We start from the raw sequence: 26,719 nt of genomic DNA, 5'->3' as shown, positions 1-26,719 counted from the left end.
GGCGTACGACGGCGCCCGTGCCGTGCGCCCGGTGCACCTGCTCGACGACGGCGACACGTTGTTCACGCCGACGACGGGGACGCACCCGCTCGGCACCGCGAACCCGCTGGCCCTGGACAACGTCCTCACGGCGGGGCGCGGACGCGGTGACCCACGTGACCGTACGCGCCGTGGGCACCGCCGAGTGGGGCGCGCGCGCATCGACGGAGCCGAGACCACCAAGGTCCTCAACGCCGCTCAGGCCGCCAACGTCGTCGCCACCCACATCACCGTCATCAGCCGACTCGAAGGGCTCCCCGGGAAGGCTGACAACGAGGACCTGTTCTCCACCAAGGACTACCTCTGGCTCCACACCAGGGCCGCGTCACCATCAACGAGGCAGACCTGAGCGGGCGTCAAGTCCGCTTCTGGTAGCGGCCTCGTCCGGGTTGAGTGAGGAAGCCCTGGCGGGTGAGGCGTCCGAGGCGGCTGCGGGTGATGTCGACGGATGCCTCGCCGGTGGGCATGCCGAGGCGTTCGTGCAGTTCACGGGCTCGGAGCTCTTGATCGGGATGCTGGTTGGCGTCGGCGTCGTAGTGTTCCCGGTCTTCGCCGTCGTCCTCGCCGCCGGTGCCGGCGCCGATGATCCGTCCGTCTTCGTCGCGTCGGACGTGGATCTTGCGCTGTCCGCTGGTGTGGGCGCGGGAGGCGAGCTGCTCGACGAGTCGTTCATCATGGCCGCGCAGGCCTCTGCAATACTTCCTGGTCAGGTGCGTGGCTGGTGTTTCGACTGCTTCGCGAGGCAGGACGAGGGACGCGGCGGATGTGGGCGAAGTCAGGGACAGGCATGAACGTCGGCCCGACCGGGCTGGTCGGCCGGGAGGGCGAGCTCGCCGAGCTTGCGGCGTTCCTGGACATGGCCGGGATGGACGGAGCTGTCCTGCTGCTCACCGGTGATCCGGGCGTGGGGAAGACGGCACTCCTGGACGCCACCGCCGAGCTGGCGGTGGCGAAGGGAGTGCGGGTCGTCCGCGGGAGCGGTGTCGAGTACGAGACGGACATCAGCTTCGCGGGGCTCCATCAGCTCGTCGGCTCGCTGCCGGACGAGCTCGGTCGTCTGCCGCGTTCCATGCGGGAGGCCCTCGAGGTCGCCCTCGGTCTCGGCGCCGGTCCCGCGCCGAGCCGGATCGCCGTCCTGAACGCGGCACTGTCCCTGTTCGACGAGGCCGCGAAGGAGCGGCCGTTGCTCCTCGTGGTCGATGACCTTCATGTCGTCGACCAGGCGAGCCGGGCCGCGGTGGGTTTCGTCGCCAGAAGACTGGGGGGCCGCCGCATCGGGCTGCTCGGAGCGCAGCGGGCGGAGTCCGGCGAATCCTTCCGGTCCACCGGTCTGTCGGAACTCGAGGTCGCGCCGCTGGGTGACGCGGACGCCCTGCGGCTGCTGTCCCGACGCTTTGCTCACCTTCCCCGCCGGGTTCTTTCGACCGTGGCCCGCGAGGCGCAGGGAAATCCCCTGGCGCTGCTCGAGTTCGCCGGGTCCACCGGGGTGTCCGGCGACCGACACGGCCAAGGGGCGGGGTGGGCGAGCGGCCCGGGGCGGGATGTCCGCGCTCTGTACGGCGCCCGCGTCGGACGACTGCCGCGGGGAACGCGTGAGGTATTGCTGCTCGCGGCTCTTGAGGGCTCCGGCGACATCGGCGTCCTTGAGGCGGCCGGCGGGCCGGGCAGCCTTGAGGAACTCGCTCCCGCGGAGCGTGACCACCTGGTCATGGTCACGGAGAACGGCCGCGCGGTGCGCTTCAGGCATCCGCTGGTCAGGTCCGCGGTAGTCGACGGTTCCACCGGTGAACAGCGGCGCGGCGCCCACCGCCGGCTGGCCGACGCGCTGGCCGACCAGCCCGAGCGGCGCGGTGATCACCTCGCGAGAGCCACGACGGCGCCCGACGAGGCGGTCGCCGCCGTCGTGGAGTCGGCGGCCCGGAGCAGCCTGCGGCGCGGTGACGCTGACGGCGCGATAGCGAGATTGCGGCGCGCGGCCGAGCTGAGCCCCGACCGAGCGGACCGCAGGCGCCGCCTGTCGCAGGCCGCCTATGCCGCCGCCTGGGTCGCAGGCCATCTGGAGGTCAGCCACGAGATCATGCGTGAGGTCGAGGGCAATCCGGCGGCCCGGTCGCTCTCGGCGGCCGCGACGGCCGGCTTCCTGGTGCTCGTCACGGAAGGCGACGCCGATACGGCCCATGCACTCCTGATGGAGGCGGTCGAGCAGGCCCCGGTGACGCCCGGACCGCCGCATGAGGAGCTGGAGACCGCGCTGTTCACCCTCACCCTCGCCAGCCAGTACTCGGGCCGGCCCGAGCACTGGCAGCCTCTGGTCGACGTGCTCGCCCGGTTCCCCGAGGCGGCGCCCGCCGCCGCGGCGTCGCTGGGGCGCGTCCACCACGACCTCGGCTCCGTCACCGACGGCATGCTGCGCCGCCTGGACGAGGAGATCGCGCGGCTGAGGGACCAGAGTGACGCCGACGTGGTCATCCGCACCGCCCTGACCGCCTCGTACCTCGACCGGCTTCCGGGCTGTCGCGAGGCCGTGTCCCGGGTCATACGCGACGGCGGCGCGGTGGGGTCGAGCATGCCGGCCCTGATGTTCGTCGCCATGGACGACTTGTACGCCGGCCGGTGGCAGGCGTCGGCCGGCGCCGCGGACGAGCTCATCGCACTGTCCGAGGAGACGGGGTACCACCTGTTCGCCCAGGTGGGGCACTACGTCGCTGCGATGGCCGCGGCCCAGCGCGGCGCCCTCGACGCGTGCCGGGAGCACTGCGAGGACATCTGGGGGTGGTCGGGTCCCAGGGGCCTGCGGCGGTTGGAGAACTGCGCCCACCAGGCGGCGGCCCGGGTGGCCCTCGGCGCCGCCGACTTCGAGACGGCGTTCCGGCACGCCACGGCGATCTGCGCCCCGGGTGTGCTGCCGCCGTTCAACCCCGAGGCCGTGTGGTCCGCGCCGGACCTCGTCGAGGCCGCCGTGCGCTCCGGGCGGCACGCGGAGGCACGACGGCACGCGGACGCGCTGCGCGACGCCGGTGTCGGTCACCTCTCGTCGCGGTTCGCGCTGAGCACGGCCACGGTCACGGCGATGACATCGGCTGCCGAGGACATGGTCCGGTGCTTCGAGGAGGCGCTTGGGCTGCCGGGCGTCGAGCAGTGGCCCTTCGAGGCCGGCCGTGCTCATCTGGCGTACGGCGAGAGGCTGCGCCGTCAAGGGCTCAACCGCGAGGCCCGGGTGCAGCTGGCCGCCGCCCGCGGCCGCTTCGAGGAGCTCGGGGCCCGTTCGTGGGAGGCCCGGGCCGCGGCGGAGCTCCGCGCCACCGGGATGACGCGGACCGGCCGGAACAAGGCTGGTGAGGCCCTCACCCCGCAGGAGCTGGAGGTCGCCAGGCTGGCGGCGACGGGGCTGTCGAACCCGCAGATCGCGTCGCGTCTGTTCCTTTCGCCGCGGACCGTGTCGTCGCATCTCTACCGTGTGTTCCCGAAGCTGGGGATCACGTCGCGGGCCGGGCTCCGCGACGCTCTGGAGGCGCTGCCTCCCGAGCCTCCGGCCACCCGGCTGTAAGAACCACCGGTCGGGTCTCAGCACTGCCCCGGTACTGACGTAGGCGAGCCGTCGGCCGGATGTCAGTCAGCTGACGGAGGCTGTCGGCACGGTGGCCGAGCCATTCTCGTGGAGACATCGAATCCGCCCGGTACCCGGGCGAGACCACGAGGAGCGGACCATGCCGTTCGTCACCACCGGCGACGGAGTCGAGATCTTCTACAAGGACTGGGGCTCGGGCCGGCCGGTCATGTTCCACCACGGCTGGCCGCTGAGCTCGGACGACTGGGACGCCCAGTTGCTGTTCCTCGTCCGGCGGGGCTACCGCGTCGTCGCCCACGACCGCCGCGGGCACGGGCGCTCCGCCCAGGTCGGCCACGGGCACGACATGGACCGCTATGCGGCGGACGCCGCCGCCGTGGTGGCGCACCTCGGCCTGTGCGACGTCGTCCACGTCGGCCACTGCGCCGGTGGCGGAGAGGTCGCCCGGTACGTCGCCAGGCACGGTGCCGGCCGGGTTGCCAAGGCCGTCCTCATCGCAGCGGTCCCGCCGCTCATGGTCCAAACGAAATCCAACCCCGCAGGGCTGCCGGTGGAGGTCTTCGACGGCTTCCGCGAGGGCGTGGCCACCGACCGCTCCCAGTTCTACCTCGACATCGCCTCCGGGCCGTTCTACGGGTTCAACCGTCCGGGCGCGGACGTCTCCCAGGGCATCATCCAGAACTGGTGGCGCCAGGGGATGGCCGGCAGCGCGCAGGCGCACCACGAGGGGATCAGAGCGTTCTCGGAGACGGACTTCACCGACGACCTCCGGGCGATCGACGTGCCCACGCTCCTCCTGCACGGCGACGACGACCAGATCGTCCCGATCGCCAACTCCGCCCAGTCGGCGGTCACGTTGGTCGAGCACGCGGACCTGAAGGTCTACCCGGGCCTGTCGCACGGCATGTGCACCGTCAATGCCGACACCGTCAACGCGGACCTCCTCGACTTCATCAGGAGCTGACCCGGCTCGGTACCGACACACAGCCCGTCGGCACGGAACACGACACGGAACAGAAAAGGAATCACCATGACCGCAACACCCACCGGCTACGTGACCGTCGTCTGGGACGCGAAGGCGAAGGCGGGCAGGGAGGACGACCTCAAGGCGTTCATCACCGCCGCCGTCACCCCCTCGCGCAACGACCCCGGCAACATCGACTACGAGTCCCACGAAGTCGAGGGCCGACCCGGCGAGTTCGTCATCTACGAACGCTGGGAGACACGCGCCCACCTCGACGCACACCTCGCCGCGCCCCGGATGCGGGAACTCGTCCCGCAGATGCTCGAACTGATCGACGGATCCATCGAGGACGGCATCCGCCTGCTGCGTCCGTTCCGCCCCGCCCACTAGAGCAGGCCTCGTCCGGGTTGAGTGAGGAAGCCCTGCCCGTGCCGACGGCGGCTGAGCGGCAAGGGGTCACGTCCGCTGGAGTGGTGGTCGGTGTCCGAGTCGGACGTGCGGGGCACCGACCCTTCGGGAGAAGACTTCGTCGGACTTTGCCGGTGCCCGGCTGACGTTCGACACGCCGGCGCGGCGGACCGTGCCAGTAGGGGAGGTCGGGGGAAACCCCACCAGGTACACCTCGCCGGCGCCCTCGAGTCTTCGGGAGCGGCACGGGGGCGGGACGATGTGCCTTCCTTCCGTTCACACCCCCGGCCGCCCCCTCCGCCCGTCACGCGTTCCCGCCCGGCCCCAACCTCTTGTAGGCGTCCCTCACCGACGCGGGGAAGAGATCGTCCGGATGAGCACGCAGCAGGGCCTCACGGTTCTCCACGCTCAGCCGGAATTCCCGCACCATGATTTCCGGCGCGAGCAGCCACATGGTCGTCTCTTCCGGCGAGAAGGACAGCCCGATCGCCTCCAGATGCTCACGCCGTACACGGGTCTCCGCGAAGGCCGGCTCGTTCAGCAGATCGACGAGCTTCGGATCGGGCATCGGCCGCTCGGCCCGCAGGTAATCCCTGCCCCTGCGCCAGAGGATCACTCTCGGCCCGCTCGTCCCGTCGCTGGGGGCATGGGTACGCGAGGTGCCGTCCTCCGCGACCACCGTCAGGGTCAAGCCCCGGGCGGCTGCCAGCTCGGCTGCGTTCCGCTCCGTCGCGTCGTCCCAGCGGCGGGGTGTGAACACCTGCTGACGGATGAGGGCTTCTTCCTGACTTCTCGTCAGTTCGAAATCCGCGGGGATCCGGCCATCGGCTCGCCGCAGGCGTGCAGACAGGATGCCGTTCTCGGAGAGCCCGGCGCGAACGAGCTCCTCGTCCGTGAACGGCCGCTCACGGTCCAACCGGAGGGACGTGGGAATGGACTGCTGCCGAACCTCGGCGGCCGACGCGGTGGCACCCGCCAGCTCCAGCGCGTCGGCGATCCCGGACCAGAAGCCGTTGCCGTCACCGGTTGGTTCCTTGAGCTCGTGAACGGTGCCGCCCGGGTCGACGAGTGTGGCCGGCTTCCCGTGGGTGACGACAGCGCGCCAGGTGCTGGTGGCTCCGCGTTCCCACGGTGGTGTCGAGTACGCGGGACGCAGCCCTTGGCCGCCGGGCGTCTCGGTTTCCAGGGCCCCGGCAATCGTGTCCCGCTCGGCCGGAGCGGGCAGCGGCGGCTCTCGCCGAGGGTCGCCGGACGGCAGGGCCGGCAGATAGTGCCCGTCCTTCGACAGCAGCACCATGTGCACAAGCTCTTCGTCGGGGACGCGGTGCACCAGTTCCTCGTCCGCTCCTTCACCGACGGTGTCCAGGGGCCGGAAGTCCTGGAACGCTCCGTCCGCACGGACCACGGTGATCCGCGCGCCGAAGACACGGGCGGCGAGCGAGGGTTGCAGGTCGGCGGCGCCGTGGTTCCATCCCGCGTCGCCCTCGGTGTCCCCGCTGCGCAGCAACTGCGTACTGGCCAGACGTCGACGCTGCTCGGCCGGCAGCTCCGCGTGCAGCGGTATACGGCCCGAGTCCTCGTACTCGCGGCGCTCGGGGCTGCCCTCGCGGAAGGCCACGCCACTGGCGGCCAGTTCCGCATCGCTGAATGTGTCCTTGGTGTCGGGCGACGTGAACTTGAGCAGACCGCGGGCCCCGGGGTTGCTCAGCTCGTCGGCGAGCAGGCGCCGCAGACCGTCGATGATCTTTTGCCGGTCGGCCACGTCCACCCGGGCGGTGAGCCGGTCGGGGGCTGCGTGGTGCACTGCTTCGGCGAGGGCGTGGAAGAAGGCGTCGCCGTCGGTGGGGACGTCGTGAACCGTGTAGTGGTCGCCTCCCGGCGAGATGAGCCGGCCAGGACCGTCGGGTGTGCTTTCCCGCACGGTGTAGCGCTCGGCGTCGGCGCTGTCGGTCTCCGCCACCGGGACCGGCTGGAAGACCACAGGCGGCGGTTCGGTCAGGCCTGCGCGCAGCTCCGGCTCACCGGCCTGGTGGGCTTCGGCCGGCAGCTGGTGCCACCGTGTGAGCCGGTCGGCCGCCGCCCGCACGCGGTGGAACTCCTCGGCCGCGGCGTCGGCCTGCTGCAGCAGATGATTCATGGTGGCCTGGGCCCTGGCCCGTTGCGGCAGATCCTTCATGGAGGCCCGCTTACGCTTTCGTTCCTCCCCCTGCAGATCGGCCAGGGCGCGACGCTGCTCCCAGTAGGTGCTGTCCGCGTCCGTCCAGGCCTGGCCCGCCTTGACGACCTGGGTCCAGGCGTCCGCGACCCGGGACGGGAAGTTCCCGTCGTTGATCAGGCCCCATTCGCGGGCCACGTCCTCGTGGACCAGGGCGATGATCGTGCCCTGTGTCTCAACCGCCTGCGGACGGGACTTGATGGGACCGAACGGGCTGCTGCGGGTCACCTCCGCCACGCCGAGCCAGTCGGTCGGGATCGCGAACACGAAGCTGCGGCCGGCGACCTTGGTGTTGAGCTGGGCGCTCTCCTGGCCGGCGACGGCCTGACCACCGGCCTCCGCGGTGCTCGGGCCGGCCATGGAGGCGGACGGGGCGACAGAGCCCGCATCGTCGGCGGCGAAAGCCGCCCGCCCGCCGAGTGAGTACTCGAAGCCGCTCGCGTGCTCCTGAGTCCCCACCCGGCCTGCGCTGTGCCGTTCGGCGCTCTCCATGGTGCTGACCGGTATCACCGCCAGCAGCGTGGCCCGGGTGAAGTCCGGTCCGGAGTAGAGCCGGTAGTCACCGGCGCTGCCGCCCTCGTTCAGGCCGGGGACCTCGTAACCGGTGGCGGTCGCGCTGTCCTCGAAGAAGGCGGCCAGTGCCGCGTCGCCGGTTGCGTTGTCCAGGGCCAGCGCAGAGTCGGTTCCGGGGCGGGTCAGCCCGGTGCTGCGGGCCTCTCCCAGGGCGTCGGCCAGGTCCTCGCCGGTCAGCGTGAGGGGTGAGCCGGCGGGAGCGACGAAGGAGCCGTATGCCGTGGCGATGGCCAGAACGCCGGCTTCCCTCAGCGTTTCGAGGCCGACGATCCGGCGGACATGGAAGCCGCTGGACGGCAACCGGATCGGCCCCTGTGCGCCGTGCGGCTGCCGTGCGGAACGCCACGCGGCGATGTGCCGGAGGACGGCGCCGTCCCTCGGCCACAGGACGACCGAACCGCTGGGGTCGTCCAGCGAGGGCGGGCCGAGCACATCGTCCGCCTGGCCGATGCGCGCAACGCTCAAGCTCAGCGGCACCTGCTCGCGCAGTGTGCCCACCGGGCCCTCCGCGGTGAGGGTGGGCTCGTCCGTTCCGAGGTCGAGTGTGAGCCGCAGCGTGTAGGGGGTGCGGTAGTCGGCGTGCGGCTCTCGGGCGTAGAAGACGTGCCGCTTCGTGCGTGCGCGGGAACGGCCGTGGGAGGTCAGGTCGGAACTGGTGGTCTGCACACCGAACTGCGGTCGGAGGGACTCGAGGCCGCCCAGTCCCGGCTCGGATCCCGGGGCCGCCGTCGCCACCTGCTGCATGACGGTCGGACCGATACCGCGGGAGCGGGCCGAGGACCCTCCGTCCGTCCGGGTCACGGTGGCGATCCGGGTGTCCTCCATGACGACGCCGTGGTCAAGGCCGACGAACTCCGACTCCCCCGCGATGAGTTCCACCCGCAAAGAACCGGCGCGGCTTCCGATGCGGAGGAACGGGGTGCGCCAACGGCCGACCCGGGTGCGCGCGGCCGCGCCGGTGGAGGTCATCTGCTCACGAAGGGCCCGCACCGCTCGCGGAGTGACAAGGGAGTGCACGCGCTCACGGTCCGCCTCGTCCACGTTCCAGCGCCGCAACTGCTCGTCGAAGGCGGCCAGTACCTTGGTGGTGTCCAACGAGTTGACGGGATACGACCCGAAGGGGTGGTCGTGCCACCATGTGGTCTGGGCCCACTGATGGGACACGTAGCGGGGGACGTCCCCCAATCCGTCCTTCAGGATTCCCAGCTGGTGCGCGGCCTTCTCCGACACCTGGCCCAGATAGCTCGAGGGGAAGGTGAGCTGCTTTCCGTCGGACCTGTTGCGGTACGGGCCGAGAATCCCCTCCGGCCGCACGGATGCCACGATGTCGTGCTGAACGTCCCCGGACAGCAGGATCTTGTAGCCACTGTCGTCGCGGTTGATGTCCGAGGTGACGGTGCGGGTCACCTTTGTGATCTCGGTGCGAGAGCTGCCTCTGCGGTACTGCACTCCGGCGACGGTGCTGAGTTCGGTCCCGCCTGTGGTGCCGCCGCCGGACATGGTCCAGCCACTGCTCGTGGCCGCGGTCGCCGACTCCGCCATGCGCAGATCACTGCTGACGCTCATCTCCGTCCCCAACTTGATCGGCCCGGATGCCACGCGCAGGTTGAGGATCCGCATGCGGTGGACCAATTCGCCCACTCTGTCCCGCCAGTGGCCTTTGGCGATCACGGAGATCCGCGAGCCGAGAGGCCCGGATCTCTGGTCGAAGCCGCCTGTCAGGAGCTGCGGCTGGACGAATCGCACGATGGCGTCATGAGGGAGGGCTCCGGGACGGGAGAAGTGCCAGGACGCGCCGGAGACCGTTCGCATGAGATCCACGGCGACGTCCGTGAGCCGCTCGTCCGCGCCGACGCCGAGAGTCTGGTGAGGCTGGTCGCCGAACACGTCAGGACCATGCCCCTCGGAAAGCACCGCGGTGTCACGGGTCGCCAAGGCCTGCGTGTGCGCGGGGTCCAGCTCCACCGCCTCGACGGCGACGGTGCCCTCGGCCACGTCCGGATCGGTGGCGGGCGTGTACTCGTCCGGTACGGCCAGCACGACCCGGCCCACGAACTCGTCCGCGCTGCCGCCGACGAGGTCCGTGCTCCCTTCGTCCTGGAGGTATTCCTGTCGGCCGAGCCATCCGAGCGTGAGCGCCCTCGGCCCGCTGCGGTAGCGCCAGAAGCCGCCGATCTCCGCGGTCAGTTCCAGCCGGTAGCTGTGCAGGTGGGAGGGGAGGGAGCTGATGGCCAGCTGCTCCTGCGACGCGGTGGCTCCATACTGGGTCCCGCGGCCGTTCTGCCCTCTCCGGTTGTAACCGCCCGAGACATTCACGGTGTCCGCGAAACCCCAGAGCGACACGTCGGTTCCCAGCTCACGGGTGTGCGTCGTGCTCTGCGAGCCGTCGAGGCGTTCGGTGCCCGGCGTGCTGTGCCGCAGGATCAGGTCGTTCTGGGTGCCCTCGTAGCGGCGCCCGGTCAGCACACCGCGGATCCTGATCGAAAGGCGAGGGCGCATGAACATGCCGGGAGCGACGTCCAGTTCGATCACCAGCCCCGTCATGAGCTCCTCGAGGCTGCCCGCCATGCGGTGATGTGACAGGGCGTTCATCACACGGAGTGTGTTCCGCAGCGCGAGGTTGTAGTGCTCCCGGTCGCGCCAGCGTGAGTGGTTCGGATCGCCGAAGTCCTCCAGCGGTGCCAGCAGGTCCGGGTACGTCTTGGCAGCGCTGCCGATCACCCTGTCGGTGAAGGCGTGCAGCCAGCCCTTCTGCTGGTCCTCGTCGTTCACGAGGTCGCTGTCGTGGATGAAGGCCTCGGGCCTGCTCATACCGAGTACAGCGGGGCGGTCCTTGGTCAAGTAGGCCGGGGCATACGGCTCGTTGGCGGGTTCCCTCTTGCGGAGAGTCGTGCCGTCGTCCCAGCCCGCGAGACGCCGCGCCTCGGTGTGTGTCATCCGGTCCAGGCTCCAGGTGTCGAACGTGATGACCTCACCACCGGTCCTGCGCACATGCACGGTCTTCTGGACCTTGTAGAGGACGGTCGGCACGTTCTTGGCCCGACCGACGATCTTCCGCCCTCCCGAACCGCCGAATGTACTGCTGTGCGTACTGCTGCGGTCGTAGCCGACAGAGGGGCCGGCCATCAGGCTGCCCAGGGGGCCGAGGTCGAAGGAAGGACCGAGCGTGAGATTGACTCCTCGGCTGGATGTCGTGGAGAGTGTCCGTTCGTTCGTGGCTGTCTGTTGGATGGTGTGGCGCATCTCGGCGGCTCTGCTTTCGGTGAGCAGTTCGGCCTCTCCGGGGACGACCTTCTCCACGACGAACGCCCCCAGCGGCGATCCGTCCTCGGCGAACAGGGGGTCCGAGGGGACATTGCCCTTGGCCAGACGGTCCGCTGCGCGGTGGAAGTTCTCCGAGGTGAAGAGCCCGGTGATGTACTCGTACGCCGCGCTGCCGGGAACGGCTCCGAATCCGCCGACGAGCTGCTCCGCCAACCCCCGGACCGGTCCGTAACCCTCGGTGTGCACCAACCGGTAGTCGGACCGCTCGTCCAGCTCCATGCGGTCCGGCACACGGCCCGGATCGGCGGCCAGGGTCTCACTGTCCGCCAGCCGCACCGCCAGCCCGTTGCGCACCGCGAAGGTGAACGTCTCTCCTGTGGCGGAGGAACCGGCAGGCCGCCCACCGGAGCTCACGGTTTCGGGCGCGTCGCTGAGGGAGACCTCGTACGCCACGTCATCCAGATGCAGGTGCGACGTCTCCGCCGTCCGTGTCTCCACCTGGCTGACCGTCTCGTCCTGCATGCCGTACTCGGCCGTGCGGGTGGAGCCGGCTGTCACGCCGAGACGTGCGAAAGCGGCTGCGCCCGGGGCGGGCAGGACGGAGACACCTCGCGCCGCCCGCCGGCCTGCCCCCACGGACTGCACGGCGCCTGCGGTGACCTGGCTGCGCTGAGCGACTTCCATCTTCACCGGCTCTCCGTGGAGATCGGTGAACCGCTCCCAATTGCCGTACGGCCGGGTGACCACCCGCAGCACCCGTATCGGGGAGTTCCCGAAGGCGGAGGACTGGTACCCGTCACCGTGGAACGTCTGCGGGGCGGTGCGCATCGCCTGGCTCAGATCTGCCAGCACCTCGCTCAGACCGGGCACGGTCGACGCTTCGCCGCCGAGGTGGGTCGAGACGATCTCGCTGATCTCCTGCAAGGCCAAGTCGGCACCGCGCAACGTGACCTGGCTGTGGCCGTAACTTCGCCCCTCGGTGTCGTCCGCGCCGTCCCCGGTCAGGTACCCCGGCAGCCTGCTGTCATCGTCGAAGCGCACCGGTCCGCCCTCAAGGGACGGCGACGGCATCGAGTGATCGATGCGCGGCGGCCGGTGCACCTCGAGTGCCGTCTCGATCCGGGCGAAGACGATTTCCTGCCGACCGGCATCCGGGACACTCGCGGAGTCGTCGCCCGGCTCAGTGGGCTCGTGGTCGAGGCCACTGCCGGAAGGTGCCATCTCCGGCTTGTGCACCATGCGGTAGTCCACCGCAGGCGCCGTGTCTCCGCTGACTGGCGCCTCCTGTGTCTCACCAGGGGAAGCACCGTCGGAAAGGGCAACCGACTCCGTAGCGGGTTCCGCGGTCGGCCGCACCACCACCGCGTCTGCCTCACCCCCGGCGGCGCCATCAGCAGGGACCCGGTCTGTGAGGGCGCGGCCGCCATAAGGAAGGTAGGGGGTCAGGATATCTGCGATCTGCTGGAGATGGTCGGACGTGATGACGATGCGCGATTGAAGATTCTCAAATTTCCCCATCAAGCTCGATTCACCCGCAGAAAGCACCTGTGTGCTGCGCCCTCCAGGCGTGAGCAGGACCTTCTCCGAGGCATCGTCGTCACGGGGACCGTATCCGTGGAAGACTTCATGGAAATGGGCAGCCGGGTGCACATCGGTGTACCAACGGTTCTGGACCATGTCCCGGTCTCCACCGGGCAGGCCGTCCCGGACCTGAACCTCCTGGTGCGCGCGGTCCTTCGAACCGACAAACTCCACAGCGAACTGCACCCGGGGGCCAGGCAACTGCGGGCCGGTGACCTGATCAGGCTGGAAAACGTTCAGCCGGTTCCCCTCCCGGTTCACCTGCTCCATAAACGCAGCGAGACGCAGACGCATGGCAGCCACCCGAGCCGGATCCGCATCCTGGTCTTCGAGGAAGAGCCGGCGGGTCAGGCGGATGGTCTCCTGCCCGGGCCGGTCACCGGCGTACCACTCCCAGCCATAGCCGACCTCCGTCCGTTCACCGGAATGCCCACGCCGACCGTCAGGCCGCTGCACTCTGCGCCTGCCGTCCGGCGCGACAATGAATTCGAACGGCTCAACGGGCCGTTCCCCATCCCGACGCCGATTTCCCTCGGACCGTTCCTCATCGGACCGTCCAGGATTGACACCATAAGGAAGCCAACGATCGGTACGAACCTCACCCGAACCCAACAGCTCGCCCAGACCGGACGAATCCCCCGGCAACACACCTGGACCGACCGAAGACACCCCCGCCCCACCGGCCCGTCTCGAGGAGTCCTCGCCGTCGGCCGACAGGCCAGCAGCCAGTGCGACGTTCTCCCCGAGTTCCGGTCGGCCGGGCGCGGGCCGCCCAGTCCACGCACCATCATCTTCGTCCTGCGCGACGGCAGTTGCAGTGGTCGACTGCAGATCGGCCATCGCCGAGGACTCGTCATCGTCGGGATTCACGCCGGCGTCCCCGGGCTCCGGATCCAGGCCGGCCGGGTTCCCAGCCGTCACCATTGGCCCATCAGCCTGCTCGTGCGACAACGCGGGCGTCGCATCGGGCGACGCCATCTCGTTCCCGTCGCTGCCGTCGGCACTCGAAGTGTCAGACGATTCACTCGGATCGGACGAAGCCTCAGACCCGCCCGCACCGGCCGGCACAGAGTCAACCGACGCAGGCGGAGGGGCAGACTCGGTCACATGCGGCACGCCGGTCGGCTCCGAACCCCCACCTGGTTGACCGAGCTGGTCAGGAGACGGGAGCACCGCGCCCTGCTGCTCCTCACCATCGGCCGACCACTCGACCTCGCCGGATTCAGGATTCCAGGTCCCCCTACGCTTTTCGTGTCCGTCATAAAAGCTGACGACAGCCTCCGCCGGAATCGAACCTGTGAAGGCGATCTCTTCCTCGCGCGGGTAATAATTCCTCCAATCCCGAGGGAGCCGTCCACCCACCTTTTGCAGGGTTATGGTGACATTGATGTCGATGCCGCAGGGGTCCTCCATAAGCGATGTATGGATCTCGTAACGATATCGCTTTCCCTTGAACCACAGTTCGGGTTTACGGGTGGTCGAGACAAACTGCGACGGAGAATTTGTATATTTGGCCCAATCCCAAATTTGAGTGAGGTTTTCGGGAGCTCGAGGGTGAAAGCCGCCGACCTTATAGATTTCCTCCGGCGGACGATCATCAAATCGAAACAGGATCTCCCCCGGATGACTCTGCCGCACGAAACGGCGATCGCGCTCCTCCACCATGCTCATGTTCACCGCGGGTGCCGCGTCAGGGGAGAGCGCTTCCGCAGCCATCCGGGGCTTCGGGGCGCTGACTCCGCGGTGCAGGAAGGGGCTCAGGATGTCGGCTATCTGCCCGAGTTCATGCGGCGTGAGCCCGTAGGACCGCCCCGGCTCACCGACGTCGATCGGGCCCATCAAATCCCATCGGCCCTCACCCGCCTGCCGCGCCTCATCGTCATGAGAAGTCAGCGGCACCCCCAGCGGCCGACCCCGCTCATCACGCGGCGACGCCAGCAACGCCCGCCCACCATCACGGGCCTCACCATCGTGGGCCTGCGCATCACCAGGCCCGTAACCGTGCGCGATCTCATGGGCAAGCAGAACCGGAGACGCCTGCGTATACCAGACGTTCTGCACCATGTCCCCAGGAGCCTGAGGCCGCCCGTCCCTGACCTGGACCACGTCATGCGCGTCCGCCTCGGAATCGACGAACTCCACCACGAGCTCCAACCGCGGCCCCGACGGATCCGAGCCATCGACCAGGCCCCCCGGCCGGGCAGCCGGCAACCGGCCCCCCTGCGCGTTCAACTCCGCCACACCCGCGACAGCGTTGCGCCGCATCACCTCCACCCGACCCGCATCCACACCCCGGCCGTCAAGGAAGATCCGGCGGGTCAGACGGACCGTCTCCTGACCGGGCCGGTCACCGGCATACCACTCCCAAAGAAACCCGACCTCCGTCCGCTCACCGGAAAACCCACGCTGCCCATCAGGCCGCTGCACTCTGCGCCTACCGTCCGGCGCAACAGCGAATTCGAACGGCTCAACGGGCCGTTCCCCATCACGACGCCATGGAATCCAACGATCGGTGCGGACCTCACCCGAGCCCAACAACCGGCCCGGACCGGACGAACCCCCCGACAGCATGCTCGGAGCGGCCGAAGGCACCGTCTGGGACGTTCGGAGCGCCTCGACACTGTCATCCACCCCGTCCGCCGCCGAAGCGTCATCCTGGGCCCTCAGATGCACGGCCGCCGGCCCCGAGTACTCCTCGGATAGAACGCCTGAATCCTCGTCCGGCGAGACAGGGCGCGGATCGGACTCCGACCCGAGCAGCGCAGCCACCTCCGCCCACTCGTCCCCACCCACCTCCGCAGGCTCGCCCGTCGAAACAGGCTGTGGACCAAGGTCCGACCCGAGCAGCGCAGCCGTGACCCTATCCACGGACTCCGCGGCCGGCGGGTCCTCCACCTCGTCCAGGACTTCACTCAGCCCGGCCGGAACCTCCTCCGAAGAAGACCGCTGCGAGTGAAGCCGCTGCACCTGCAGATCCGGCCCCCCCTCACGCGCATACAGACCAGCAATCTTCATCAAGACCGCCGCCCGCAGAAAATACTTACCCTGCCTGAAGTGTCCGACTTGGTCCGCCGTGGCTCCAACTTCGTTGGCGATGTCTGAGAGAGTCTTATTCTTCTCCTGCTGCAGCCACGCCACTTGCTGCCGAGCGGCCTTCACCCCAACTGCGAACCGCGGCGCATCACGGTACTTTTCCCGCTGTTCATGGATCGCGTCCATCACCTGGAGCGACACCGAGCGCCATTCCTCGTTCCGGATGGCCTTCTCGTCGTCAGACTCGGCACCAATCTCCCGGAGCAGGGCGCCCAGCGAACCCAGTTTGGACCTCAGACCGTCGACGACCTCCTCCAGCTCCCGCCGCGCATCACTGCCGGCCCCGCCCGGCAAAGACCGCTGCGAGTCAAGCTGCTGCACCTGCAGCTCCGGACCTCCCTCAGCCGCATACAGACCAGCAATCCTCTTCAAGACCGCCACCGACAGAATTCGGTTGCCATTCCTAAAGTTGTGGACTTGATACTTCGTGACTCCAACTTCGTTGGCGATGTCTGAGAGAGTCTTGTCCCTCTCCTTCTGCAGCCACGCCACTTGCTGCCGAGCGACCTGCGCCCGGACTGCGAACCGCGGCGCATCACGGTACTTTTCCCGCTGTTCATAAATCGCGTCCATCACCTCGGGCGACACCGAGTGCCATTCCTCGTTCCGGATGGCCTTCTCGTCGTCAGGATCGGCACCAATCTTCCGGAACAGGGCGTCCAGCGATCCCAGTTTGATCCTCAGACCGTCGACGGCCTCCTCCAGCTCCCGCCGCGCATCACTGCCGGCCCCGCCCGGGTCCGAGGCACCAACCGCACCGGACGCGTCCCCACCCACCGCAGACGACAGGCCCACCGATCCAGCCGAACCCGCGAACTCCCCCGAGCCCTCCATGTCCACATCGGCAGGCCCGCCCGCCGAAACAGACTGTGAACCGAAGTCCGACCCGAACAGCTCAGTGATGGCCGCGGATGCCGTATTCAGGTCTTCCTGGTCGCTGTCCGCGCCCTCGTCCCGCACGCCCTCGCCACCGCTGGTGCCGGCCTCAACCTCGACACGCCGCCGTTTCGACCCATACTGCGCGCTTCGATCGGTGTCGTCCTCGTCCACCGAAGACTCCGAACCGCCAAGCCGCTTGCCGCCCCCCGCAACGAGGCCGCTCTCCGCAGACTCCGTCCGGGACGTCCGGGACGCCTCGACACCGTCATCCGCAGACGACAGCCCCACCGATCCAGCCGAACCCGCGAACTCCTCCGAGCCCTCCATGTCCACATCGGCAGGCTCACCCGCCGAAACAGACTGGGAACCAAAGTCCGGCAGCAGCTCAGTGAAGCTCGCGGATGCCGTATTCAGGTCTTCCGGGACGCTGTCCGCGCCCTCGTCAACGTCATCCACCCCGGCCGGCCCCGAATACTCCTCGGCCAGAGCGAAAACCTCCGCGTCCTCATCCACCGACCCGACAGCCCACGCCCGCGACCCCACGGCCTCCCCGTCATCACCGGGAAACACACCGAAGTCCCCAAAACCCCCGGACTCCACATCCACATCGAACCCGAGCCCCTCGTCGGAACGGACCGGGGCCGCCGGCCGCGCATACGCCGTCTCCTGCACCACACGGGGCTTCGGAGCGCTGACCCCGCGGTGCAGGAAGGGGCTCAGGATGTCGGCTATCTGCCCGAGCTCATGCGGCGTGAGCCCGTAGGACCGCCCCGGCTCACCGAGGTCGATCGGGCCCATCAGATCCCATCGGCCCTCACCCGCCTGCTGCGCCTCATCGTCATGAGAAGTCAGCGGCACCCCCAGCGGCCGACCCCGCTCATCACGCGGCGACGTCAGCAGTGCCCGCCCACCATCACGGGCCTGCGCATCACGGGGTCCGTAACCGTGCGCGATCTCATGGGCAAGCAGAACCGGAGACGCCTGCGTATACCAGACGTTCTGCACCATCTCCCCAGGAGCCTGAGGCCGCCCGTCCCTGACCTGGACCACATCATGCGCGTCCGCCACGGAATCGACGAACTCCACCACGAGCTCCAACCGCGGCCCCAACGGATCCGAGCCATCGACCAGGCCCCCCGGCCGGACAGCCGGCAACCGGACCCCCTGCGCGTTCAACTCCGCCACACCCGCGACAGCGTTGCGCCGCATCACCTCCACCCGGACGGGATCCACACCCCGGCCGTCAAGGAAGATCCGGCGGGTCAGACGGACCGTCTCCTGACCTGGCCGGTCACCGGCATACCACTCCCAGACGAACCCGACCTCCGTCCGCTCACCCGACCCGCCCGACCCGCCCGGCAGCACCCGACCAGGCAACCCGCCCTCGCCAGCCTCCACAACGAACGCTTCCCCCGACCCCGGGACGAAACGATCAGTACGCACCTCACCCGAACCCAACAACCGACCCGGACCAGACAAACCCCCCGACAACACACCCGGACCCGCCGAAAGCACCGTCTGGGACGTCCGGGACGCCTCGACACCGTCATCCACCCCGCCCGCCACCGAAACATCATCCCGGGCACCCAGAGGCACCGCCGGCCCCGAATACTCCTCGGCCAGAGCGAAACCGTCCAGGGACAGGATGAAGATTTCCATTTCGTCCAGGTCGCCGAAGTCCGCCGGCGGAGCCGACGGGGCGTCGGACGGGACGTTCGAGGGCCAGTCACCCCTCGCCGAGGGATCGGGTTCACGCAGTGTGGTGGGCCGGCCGAAGGGGTCGGCGAATGCGAGTCGCTCGACGGCATGGCTCAGTGCCCAAGATCCGTCGTCCTGGTCGGCGTCGGCGGGCAGTCGCCAGGCGTCGGCGGGCGGCGCCCAGCCGTACACCAGTTGCTCGACGAAAGTGCGCAGTTCGGCGCCGTTCGGCACAAAGCCGACGATTCCACCGATCATGAGGCGCTCGTCGCGCCCGACCACCAACAGTGTGTGATGGGCCTGCTCCACGTCATCGGTGCGCAGCAGCGTCAGCCCGACCAGAGCACCGTTCATCGGCGACACGTTCGCGGTCCGCATGAAGGCACCGCGCATCGCTTGCCGAACCTTGTCGAAGGTCTCGTCCATCCATGCGAGATCGGTGCCGGGCGCGGGGGCGAGATGTATCCGGACGGTCAGCTCGACAGCGCGCTGACCGTTGGCGAACAGCAGGTGCCGGATGTCGAAGGGGAGCACCCGGCCGTCGTCGCTCGCGACCGTCACCGAGGGAACCCGCACCTCGCCGACCGGCCTGGACTCGGGCCAGCTGACGTGCGCTTGAACGTACGTGGGCCGGAAGACGAGATGCCGTCCGTCGCGGACCAGGCCCTCGATGCGGACGCCCGCGGCCGTACCGACCCAGTGGTACGTGCCACGGTCGTCGACCTGTCTGACGGTGCCCGCGTCGAGCGCGGACCCGTGCGCCTTCTCCACGTTGTCCAGCAGCGTGTCCGGTTTCCACTCGCGAGGGAACATCACATGCTTGTCCCCGTCCACGTGCTGCTCCCATGCACGGGGCAGGAACGGGCGGCTCTCACCCACGCGGAGCCCGGGGTGGAGGAAGAAGACCTGGGCGTCGTACGTCTTGTTGTGGTGCTCCTGGCCGCGGTTGATCTGCAGACCGTGGAACCTCATCTGGTCCGCCGGCGTCAGTCCGGGTTCGTGGTGGGCGCCGGTGCGGGTGCGGCGGTCGCCGTACCGGACCAGGTCCTCCACATGACGGCCGAAGACCGGACCGCCGTGGTTGTCGGCGGCAAGTGCAGGGGGTGCGGCATGAGGCGGGGGGAGGGTGTCGGCCTGGTCGTCGCTCGGGCGGAAGCCGGTGAAGACCCCCTGCCGGACCTCTCCCTCGATCCACACGCCGGCGTACTCGCCCCGCCACGTGTGGACACCGTACCGCCCGGGCACCGCCTGGACGGTGCCGTTCCGCAGGGCGTGCAGGTAGGCCTGCTCGGCGGCGTAGACCGCGTCCTCCTCGGTCCAGTGCGCGGGGAACATCATCAGCCCCGGGTCCGGCCCCGGGTCCGGGTGAGCCGGAAGCAGGAGACCGCCTGCGATCAGATCGGTGAGATTCTCCCGTACTGGTCGCCGGTGCAGGTCCGGATAGGTGGCGCGGTAGGTCCCGTTGGGCCTGTCCGTGCCCTCCAGCGCCACAGGCCGGGGACGGTCCGAGGCCGGTGCGGGAGTGATGCGCCCGCCCCCACCGGTGCGGGCCTCGCCGTACAGCACCGACCTGCGCACGTCCAGGGCGAAGTGGGCGCGCGTGGGCAGCCCGTCCGCGCGCGGGTACAGGGTGTCCTCGGTGGAGAAGGCCACCCCGTGCGCGGTCTGGAGCCTGGCCGTCTTCAGGGCGCCCTCGATCCACGCCCCCAACTGGCGCAGGTACCGCGGAGCGATCCGCATCCGGCCCGAGTCCACTACGGCGAGGTGGTCGTTGTCCACCGCGGGACGGCCCCGGCCGTCCCGCGCGAAGGGGCCCATCAGGCCCTCGTCCTCATACACGGCACGCTGGCGGTTGCGGTCGCCTTCCCGGTACTCGTCCTCCAGGCCCAGCAGGTGCCCCACCTCGTGCGCCAGCACCTCCGGTCCCGTGTCGGTTCCCCAGTTCATGTGGTCGGCACGCGGATTGCCGGAGTGCACGGTCACGACGTGGTGTACGGAATCCCTCTCGTTCACGAACTCCAGCTCGACCCGGAAGAGATCGCCGTTGGGCAGCCTGTGGCCGGTGTTCCACCGCTCGTCGACACCCTGCTGGGCGCGCTGCCCCAGCTCGGTGAGCGCCTCTCCGGGGATCTGCTGACCCGGTTCCTGGTCGAGGAACAGGCGGACCACCGCGACGGAGACGAACTCGCCCGACGGCAGCAGATACCGGCGTGCCTCGAAGTGCCTGATCCACAGGCAGCCCCCGTAGGGCTCCCCGACCCACTGGGGGGCGTCCTCTCGATCGAGCGGAACCGGCTCGATCCGGGCCCGGCCAGTCTCCACCGCGCCGGGGAAGGACACCTCGGATTCTGCGCCGGGGACCATGCCCCAGGCACTGCTCAGATCAATCCCGCCCAACCCGCCCAGCACGTCATCGACGGCATCCGCCGCGCCGAGCCCGTAGAGCCACTCGATACGCCGCCGCTTCGACCCACGCTGCGCGCTTCGATCGGTGTCGTCCTCGTCCACCGAAGACTCCGAACCACTGTGCCGCTTACCGCCCCCCGCAACGAGGCCACTCTCCGCCGACTCCGTCCGGGACGCCCGGGACGCCTCGACACCGTCATCCACCCCGTCCGCCGCCGAAGCATCACCCTGGGCACCCGGAGGCACCGCCGGCCCCGAATACTCCTCGGCCAGAGCGAAAACGTCCGCGTCCTCATCCACCGCCCCGACAGCCCCCACCTGCGACTCCACGGCCTCCCCGTCATCACCGGGAAACACACCGAAGTCCCCAAAACCCGCGGACTCCACATCCACATCGAACCCGAGCCCGTCCTCGAACCCGAGCAGCGCAGCCGTGACCCTATCCGCGGATCCCGCGGCCGGCGGGTCCTCCGACTCGTCCAAGCTCAGCCCGGCCGAAACCTCCTCCGAAGAAGACCGCTGCGAGTGAAGCCGCTGCACCTGCAGCTCCCGCTCCCTCTCAGCCGCGTACAGACCAGCAATCCTCATCAAGGTCGCCAACGACAGAAGTTGGTCACCATGCCTGAAGTTGCGAACTTGATTCCTCGTGAGTCCAACTTTTTTGGCGACGTATGAGAACCCCCTCTCCCTCTGCAGCCACACCATTTGTTGCCGAGCGACCTGCACCGCAACTGCAAACCGCGGCGCATCACGGTACTCTCTCCGCTTTTCATGGATCGCGTCCACCACCTGGAGCGAAACCAATTGCCATTTCTTTTCACGGATGGCCTCCTTGTCCTTTGGACCGGCACCAATCTCCTTGAACAGGGCTCTCGACGAACCCAGTTTGGACTTCAGATCATCGACGGCCTCCTCCAGCCGCCGCGCATCACTGTCGGCCCCACCCGGGGAAGACCGCTGCGAGTCAGGCTGCTGCACCTGCAGTTCCGGCCCCCCCTCAGCCGCATACAGATCAGCAATCCTCATCAAGGTCGCCAACGACAAAACTTGGCGACCATACCTGAAGTTGCGAACTTGATTCCTCGTGGCTCCCACTTTGTTGGCGATATATGAGAACCCCTTCTTCTCCCACTGCAGCCAAATCACTTGCTGCCGAGCGACCTGCACCGCAACTGCGAACCGCGGCGCATCACGGTACTCTCTCCGCTTTTCATGGATCGCGTCCACCACCTGGAGCGACACCAATTGCCATTTCTTTTCACGGATGGCCTTCTTGTCCTTTGGACCGGCACCAATCTCCTTGAACAGGGCGTCCAGCGATCCCAGTTTGGACGTCAGGTCATCGACGGCCTCCCCCAGCTCCCGCCGCGCATCACTGCCGGCCCCGCCCGGATCCGAGGCGCCAACCGCACCGGACGCGTCCCCACCCACCGCAGACGACAGCCCCACCGATCCAGCCGAACCCGCGAACTCCCCCGAGCCCTCCATGTCCACATCGGCAGGCCCGTCCGCCGAAACAGACTGTGAACCGAAGCCCGACCCGAGCAGCGCAGTCGTGACCGTATCCACGGACCCCGCGGCCGGCGGGTCCTCCAACTCGTCCAAGCGCACCCCGTCCAGGAATTCACTCAGCTCGGCCGGAATCTCCTCCGAAGAAGACCGCTGCGAGTGAAGCCGCTGCACCTGCAGTTCCGGCCCTCCCTCAGCCGCATAAAGATCAGCAATCCTCATCAAGGTCGCCAACGGCAAAACTTGGTCACCATACCTGAAGTGTCTCACTTGATTCCTCGTGGCCCCCACTTTGTTGGCGACATATGAGAACCCCTTCTTCTTCCACTGCAGCCAAATCACTTGCTGCCGAGCGACCTGCGCCCGGACTGCGAACCGCGGCGCATCACGGTACGTTTCCCGCAAACGATGAATCGCGTCCATCACCTCGGGCGACACCAAGTGCCATTCCTCGTCCTGGATGGCCTTCTTGTCGTCGCCAGAATCGGCACCAATCTCCTCGAACAGGGCGTCCAGCGACCCCAGTTTGGACGTCAGATCATCGACAACATCCTCCAGCTCCCGCTGCGAGTCAGGCTGCTGCACCTGCAGTTCCGCCCCCCCCTCAGCCGCATACAGACCAGCAATCCTCATCAAGGCCGCCAACGGCAAAACGTGGTGACCATACCTGAAGTGTTCTACTTGATTCCTCGTGACTCCCACTTTGTTGGCGATGTATGAGGACCCCTTACTCCTCTCCTTCTGCAGCCAAATTACTTGTTGCCGAGCGACCTGCGCCCGGACTGCGAACCGCGGCGCATCACGGTATTTTTCCCGCTTTTCATAAATCGCGTCCATCACCTCGGGCGACACCAAGTGCCATTCCTCTTCCCGGATGGCCTCCTTGTCCTTTGGAGCGGCACCAATCTTCTGGAGCAGGGCGTCCAGCGATCCCAGTTTGGACGTCAGGTCATCGACGGCCTCCTCCAGCTCCCGCCGCGCATCACTGCCGGCCCCGCCCGGATCCGAGGCACCAACCGCACCGGACGCGTCCCCACCCACCGCAGACGACAGCCCCACCGATCCAGCCGAACCCGCGAACTCCTCCGAGCCCTCCATGTCCACATCGGCAGGCCCACCCGCCGAAACAGACTGTGAACCGAAGTCCGACCCGAGCAGCTCAGTGAGGCCCGCGGATGCCGTATTCAGGGCTTCCTGGTCGCTGTCCGCGCCCTCGTCCCGCACACCCTCGCCACCGCCGGTGCCGGCCTCACCCTCGATACGCCGCCGCTTCGACCCATACTGCGCGCTTCGATCGGTGTCGTCCTCGTCCACCGAAGACTCCGAACCACCGAGCCGCTTGCCGCCCCCCGCAACGAGGCCACTCTCCGCAGACTCCGTCCGGGACGCCTCGACACCGTCCCCCAGACGCACCGCCGACCCCGAATACTCCTCGGCCAGAGCGAAAACGTCCGCGTCCTCATCCACCGACCCGACAGCCCACACCCGCGACCCCACGGCCTCCCCGTCATCACCGGGAAACACACCGAAGCCCCCGAAACCCCCGGACTCCACATCCACATCGAACCCGAGCCCGTCCTCGAACCCGAGCCCCTCGTCGGAATGGACCGGGGCCGCCGGCCGCGCATACGCCGTCTCCTGCACCACACGGGGCTTCGGAGCGCTGACCCCGCGGTGCAGGAAAGGACTCAGAATGTCGGCGATCTGCCCGAGTTCATGCGGCGTGAGCCCGTAGGACCGCCCCGGCTCACCGAGGTCGATCGGGCCCATCAGATCCCATCGGCCCTCACCCGCCTGCTGCGCCTCATCGTCATGAGAAGTCAGCGGCACCCCCAGCGGCCGACCCTCCTCATCACGCGGCGACGTCAGCAGTGCCCGCCCACCATCACGGACCCCATCATCGTGGGCCTGCGCATCACGGGGTCCGTAACCGTGCGCGATCTCATGGGCAAGCAGAACCGGGGACGCCTGCGTATACCAGACGTTCTGCACCATCTCCCCAGGAGCCTGAGGCCGCCCGTCCCTGACCTGGACCACATCATGCGCGTCCGCCACGGAATCGACGAACTCCACCACGAGCTCCAACCGCGGCCCCGACGGATCCGAGCCATCGACCAGGCCCCCCGGCCGGACAGCCGGCAACCGGACCCCCTGCGCGTTCAACTCCGCCACACCCGCGACAGCGTTGCGCCGCATCACCTCCACCCGGACGGGATCCACACCCTGGCCGTCAAGGAAGATCCGGCGGGTCAGACGGACCGTCTCCTGACCGGGCCGGTCACCGGCATACCACTCCCAAAGAAACCCGACCTCCGTCCACTCACCCGACCCCCCCGACCCGCCAGGCAGCACCCGACCAGGCAACCCGCCCTCGCCAGCCTCCACAACGAACGCTTCCCCCGACCCCGGGACGAAACGATCGGTGCGCACCTCACCCGAACCCAACAACCGACCCGGACCAGACGAACCCCCCGACAACACACCCGGACCCGCCGAAAGCACCGTCCCAGCCCCACCAGCCTGCGTCGAGGAGTCCTCAACCCGGCCATCACCCAGGGACAACACACCGGGGCCCGGCCGCCGCGCGGCATCCTCAGCCTCCGGCACGGTCCGCTCATCGGTCTCGGCCTGCTGCACCACGTCGGCGGCGACCACATCGCCCGAGCCGTCACCAGCCCCGGACCGGGCCGAAGGGTTCACCTGGCCGGACGGCCGGACACCGGCCTGCTCACTACGCTCACCGATACGAGCACGCCCCGTGTCGCCGGCCGGCTCAGACACCGTGGACGGCCGACCGGCGGAAGACACCGGCTGGTTGGCGACCCGACCCGGATCGGCCACAGGGCCGGCAGCCTGAACAGCAGCGGTACTCGCTCCCATCGCCGCAGAACCAGCCCCGCCGGAAACCGCACCCGCCACAACCTGCACCGGCTCCGCGGGCTCCAGCCCCGCGGTCACCTCGGCGGCCGGGGCGCGCCCCTCACCCACCGCCGCCACCTCAGCAGGCCGCCCGGCGACGGCAGACACACCCGTGCCGCTCGAACCCACGGCAGGCAGCGCCTGTGCCGCAACCTCCGTGACACCCCCGGCCGCAGACCCTGTGCCCACCTCACCGGCCGGACGCGGCCGGCCCCCGCCCGACTCCGCACTTCCCAGGCTCCCGGCAGACGGCACCCCGGCCGACCCCACCGCGCCCTGATCCCTTGCAACACCCGCATCCGACACCCCGGCATCCGCACCAGACACCGTGGGAGTCCGCCCCGACACCACCCCAGCACCAGCAGCGGCAGCACCCGTGACACCGGCAGTCCCGGCAGTACCAGCAACGCCGGCCGCCTCACTGCCCGTAGCGCCCGTGCCGCCGGCGGCCGGCTCCCCGCCACCCACCGCGACCCCGCCACCGCGACCGTCACCCTCGTCGGTACCGACCGTGTTCACCCCGGCGTTCTGCGCACCGGCAGGCCATGAAGAAACCTCGGAGGACAAGCGATTGCTGAACGCCAGATTGATCGCCAGACCGGTCTTCTCCGCACCCTTATTGAGCCCCTCGCCGACATTGCCACTGACGCCCGCACCCAGGAACGTGTCCCACGAGGTCGTCCAGTTGCCGTTGAAAAACCCACTGCCCAGAATCTCCGCAAGCGCCTCCGAACCACCCGAGGCAAGGAAAACACTGGAAGCATTGGGCTGCCGGGCGACACCACTCCCCCGGTCCACATGACCAGTCCCCGGCTCGGCCCCCACCTTCACCGTCACATCATCCGCAACACTCTTGGCAAACGCCCCACGCCTGACATCATCACGGAACAGGGACAAAAACTTCTCGTTGCCACCGACGATGCCACCGAAAAATCCACCGGCAAGACCACCGAACACCGCGTCCTGCCCGATCTGCCCCCAGTCGAAGCCGTTGAAGCTCTGCTCACCCGACGTGAAAGCAATCATCCCCAGACGCACAGCGAACGACTGGAAAGCCTCCTCGAACGCCTCACTCAACACCGGCAGCAAATGCGTCTTGCTCAGCAATTGATGCAGAATCAACAGCACCGCCACACGACTCCGCTGCTGCGCAACCACCGCCCTGCCCGCAGTAGCACCACCCGTGACAGCCGACAACCAAAAAAGGGTCTTCAGCTCGATCAGAAGCCGGATGACCTCAGCACTGATCTGCCACTTGCCTTCCATGATGTCGTACGAGGTCTTCACCCGGCCATCGGCAATATCGTCCAACTGCCCCGCGAACTGCTTCAGATACCCCGTACCACCCGAATCCACGAACATACCCATGGCACGCACATAATCGTTCCCCACCTGCGGCGGCAGCGCCCTCGCAGTACCCGAAACCGTACGCTCAATGACATCCGACAGGCCACGGACATCATGAGCCAAGCTCCTGAACGCCGCATGACTGTCACGAGCCAGGTCCTCATTCGCCTGCATCAACCGCTCGCCGATGAGGACGAACAGCATGTTGTTCACCAGCGGTGAGACCTGGATTGCCATGACAGATTCAGTACTTTCT

The 26,719-nt window shown here is 68.5% G+C and carries 6 protein-coding genes; 5 read left to right on the top strand and 1 reads right to left on the bottom strand.

Annotated elements, in window-relative coordinates; genetic code table 11:
• The first annotated feature begins 31 nt into the window (after window positions 1-31).
• From ACFY3N_RS17565 to ACFY3N_RS17545, 5 genes are all read left to right on the top strand, one after another.
• The gene (locus tag ACFY3N_RS17565; RefSeq protein ID WP_390817574.1) at window positions 32-388 is read left to right on the top strand and encodes a hypothetical protein; all 357 of its coding nucleotides are present in this window, start codon (window positions 32-34) and stop codon (window positions 386-388) included.
• Between the two features lie 40 nt (window positions 389-428).
• A complete protein-coding gene (locus tag ACFY3N_RS17560) occupies window positions 429-830 on the top strand; it encodes a hypothetical protein (RefSeq protein ID WP_390817573.1) in 402 nt (133 codons plus the stop codon).
• The gene (locus ACFY3N_RS17555; RefSeq protein ID WP_390817572.1) at window positions 827-3,586 is read left to right on the top strand and encodes an ATP-binding protein; all 2,760 of its coding nucleotides are present in this window, start codon (window positions 827-829) and stop codon (window positions 3,584-3,586) included. The genes ACFY3N_RS17560 and ACFY3N_RS17555 overlap by 4 nt, the downstream gene beginning before the upstream one ends.
• Before the next feature lie 160 nt (window positions 3,587-3,746).
• Window positions 3,747-4,571 (top strand): alpha/beta fold hydrolase, encoded by an 825-nt coding sequence (locus ACFY3N_RS17550; protein ID WP_390817571.1) that lies wholly within the window; start codon window positions 3,747-3,749, stop codon window positions 4,569-4,571.
• A 66-nt stretch (window positions 4,572-4,637) separates the two neighbouring features.
• Window positions 4,638-4,961: a putative quinol monooxygenase gene (locus ACFY3N_RS17545; RefSeq protein ID WP_087788960.1), complete on the top strand. Its 324-nt coding sequence runs from the start codon at window positions 4,638-4,640 to the stop codon at window positions 4,959-4,961.
• 322 nt (window positions 4,962-5,283) lie between these two features.
• Here ACFY3N_RS17545 and ACFY3N_RS17540 read toward each other — a convergent pair whose 3' ends face one another.
• Entirely contained in the window at window positions 5,284-26,700 is a 21,417-nt protein-coding gene (locus ACFY3N_RS17540; RefSeq protein ID WP_390817570.1) for an EndoU domain-containing protein, read from the bottom strand.
• Window positions 26,701-26,719: the final 19 nt, after the last annotated feature.

Origin of the sequence: Streptomyces sp. NPDC000348 (genome assembly GCF_042898795.1) — a bacterium.
In the GTDB taxonomy this organism is placed as follows: Bacteria; Actinomycetota; Actinomycetes; order Streptomycetales; family Streptomycetaceae; genus Streptomyces.
This window is presented reverse-complemented; position numbering and strand designations above follow the sequence as displayed.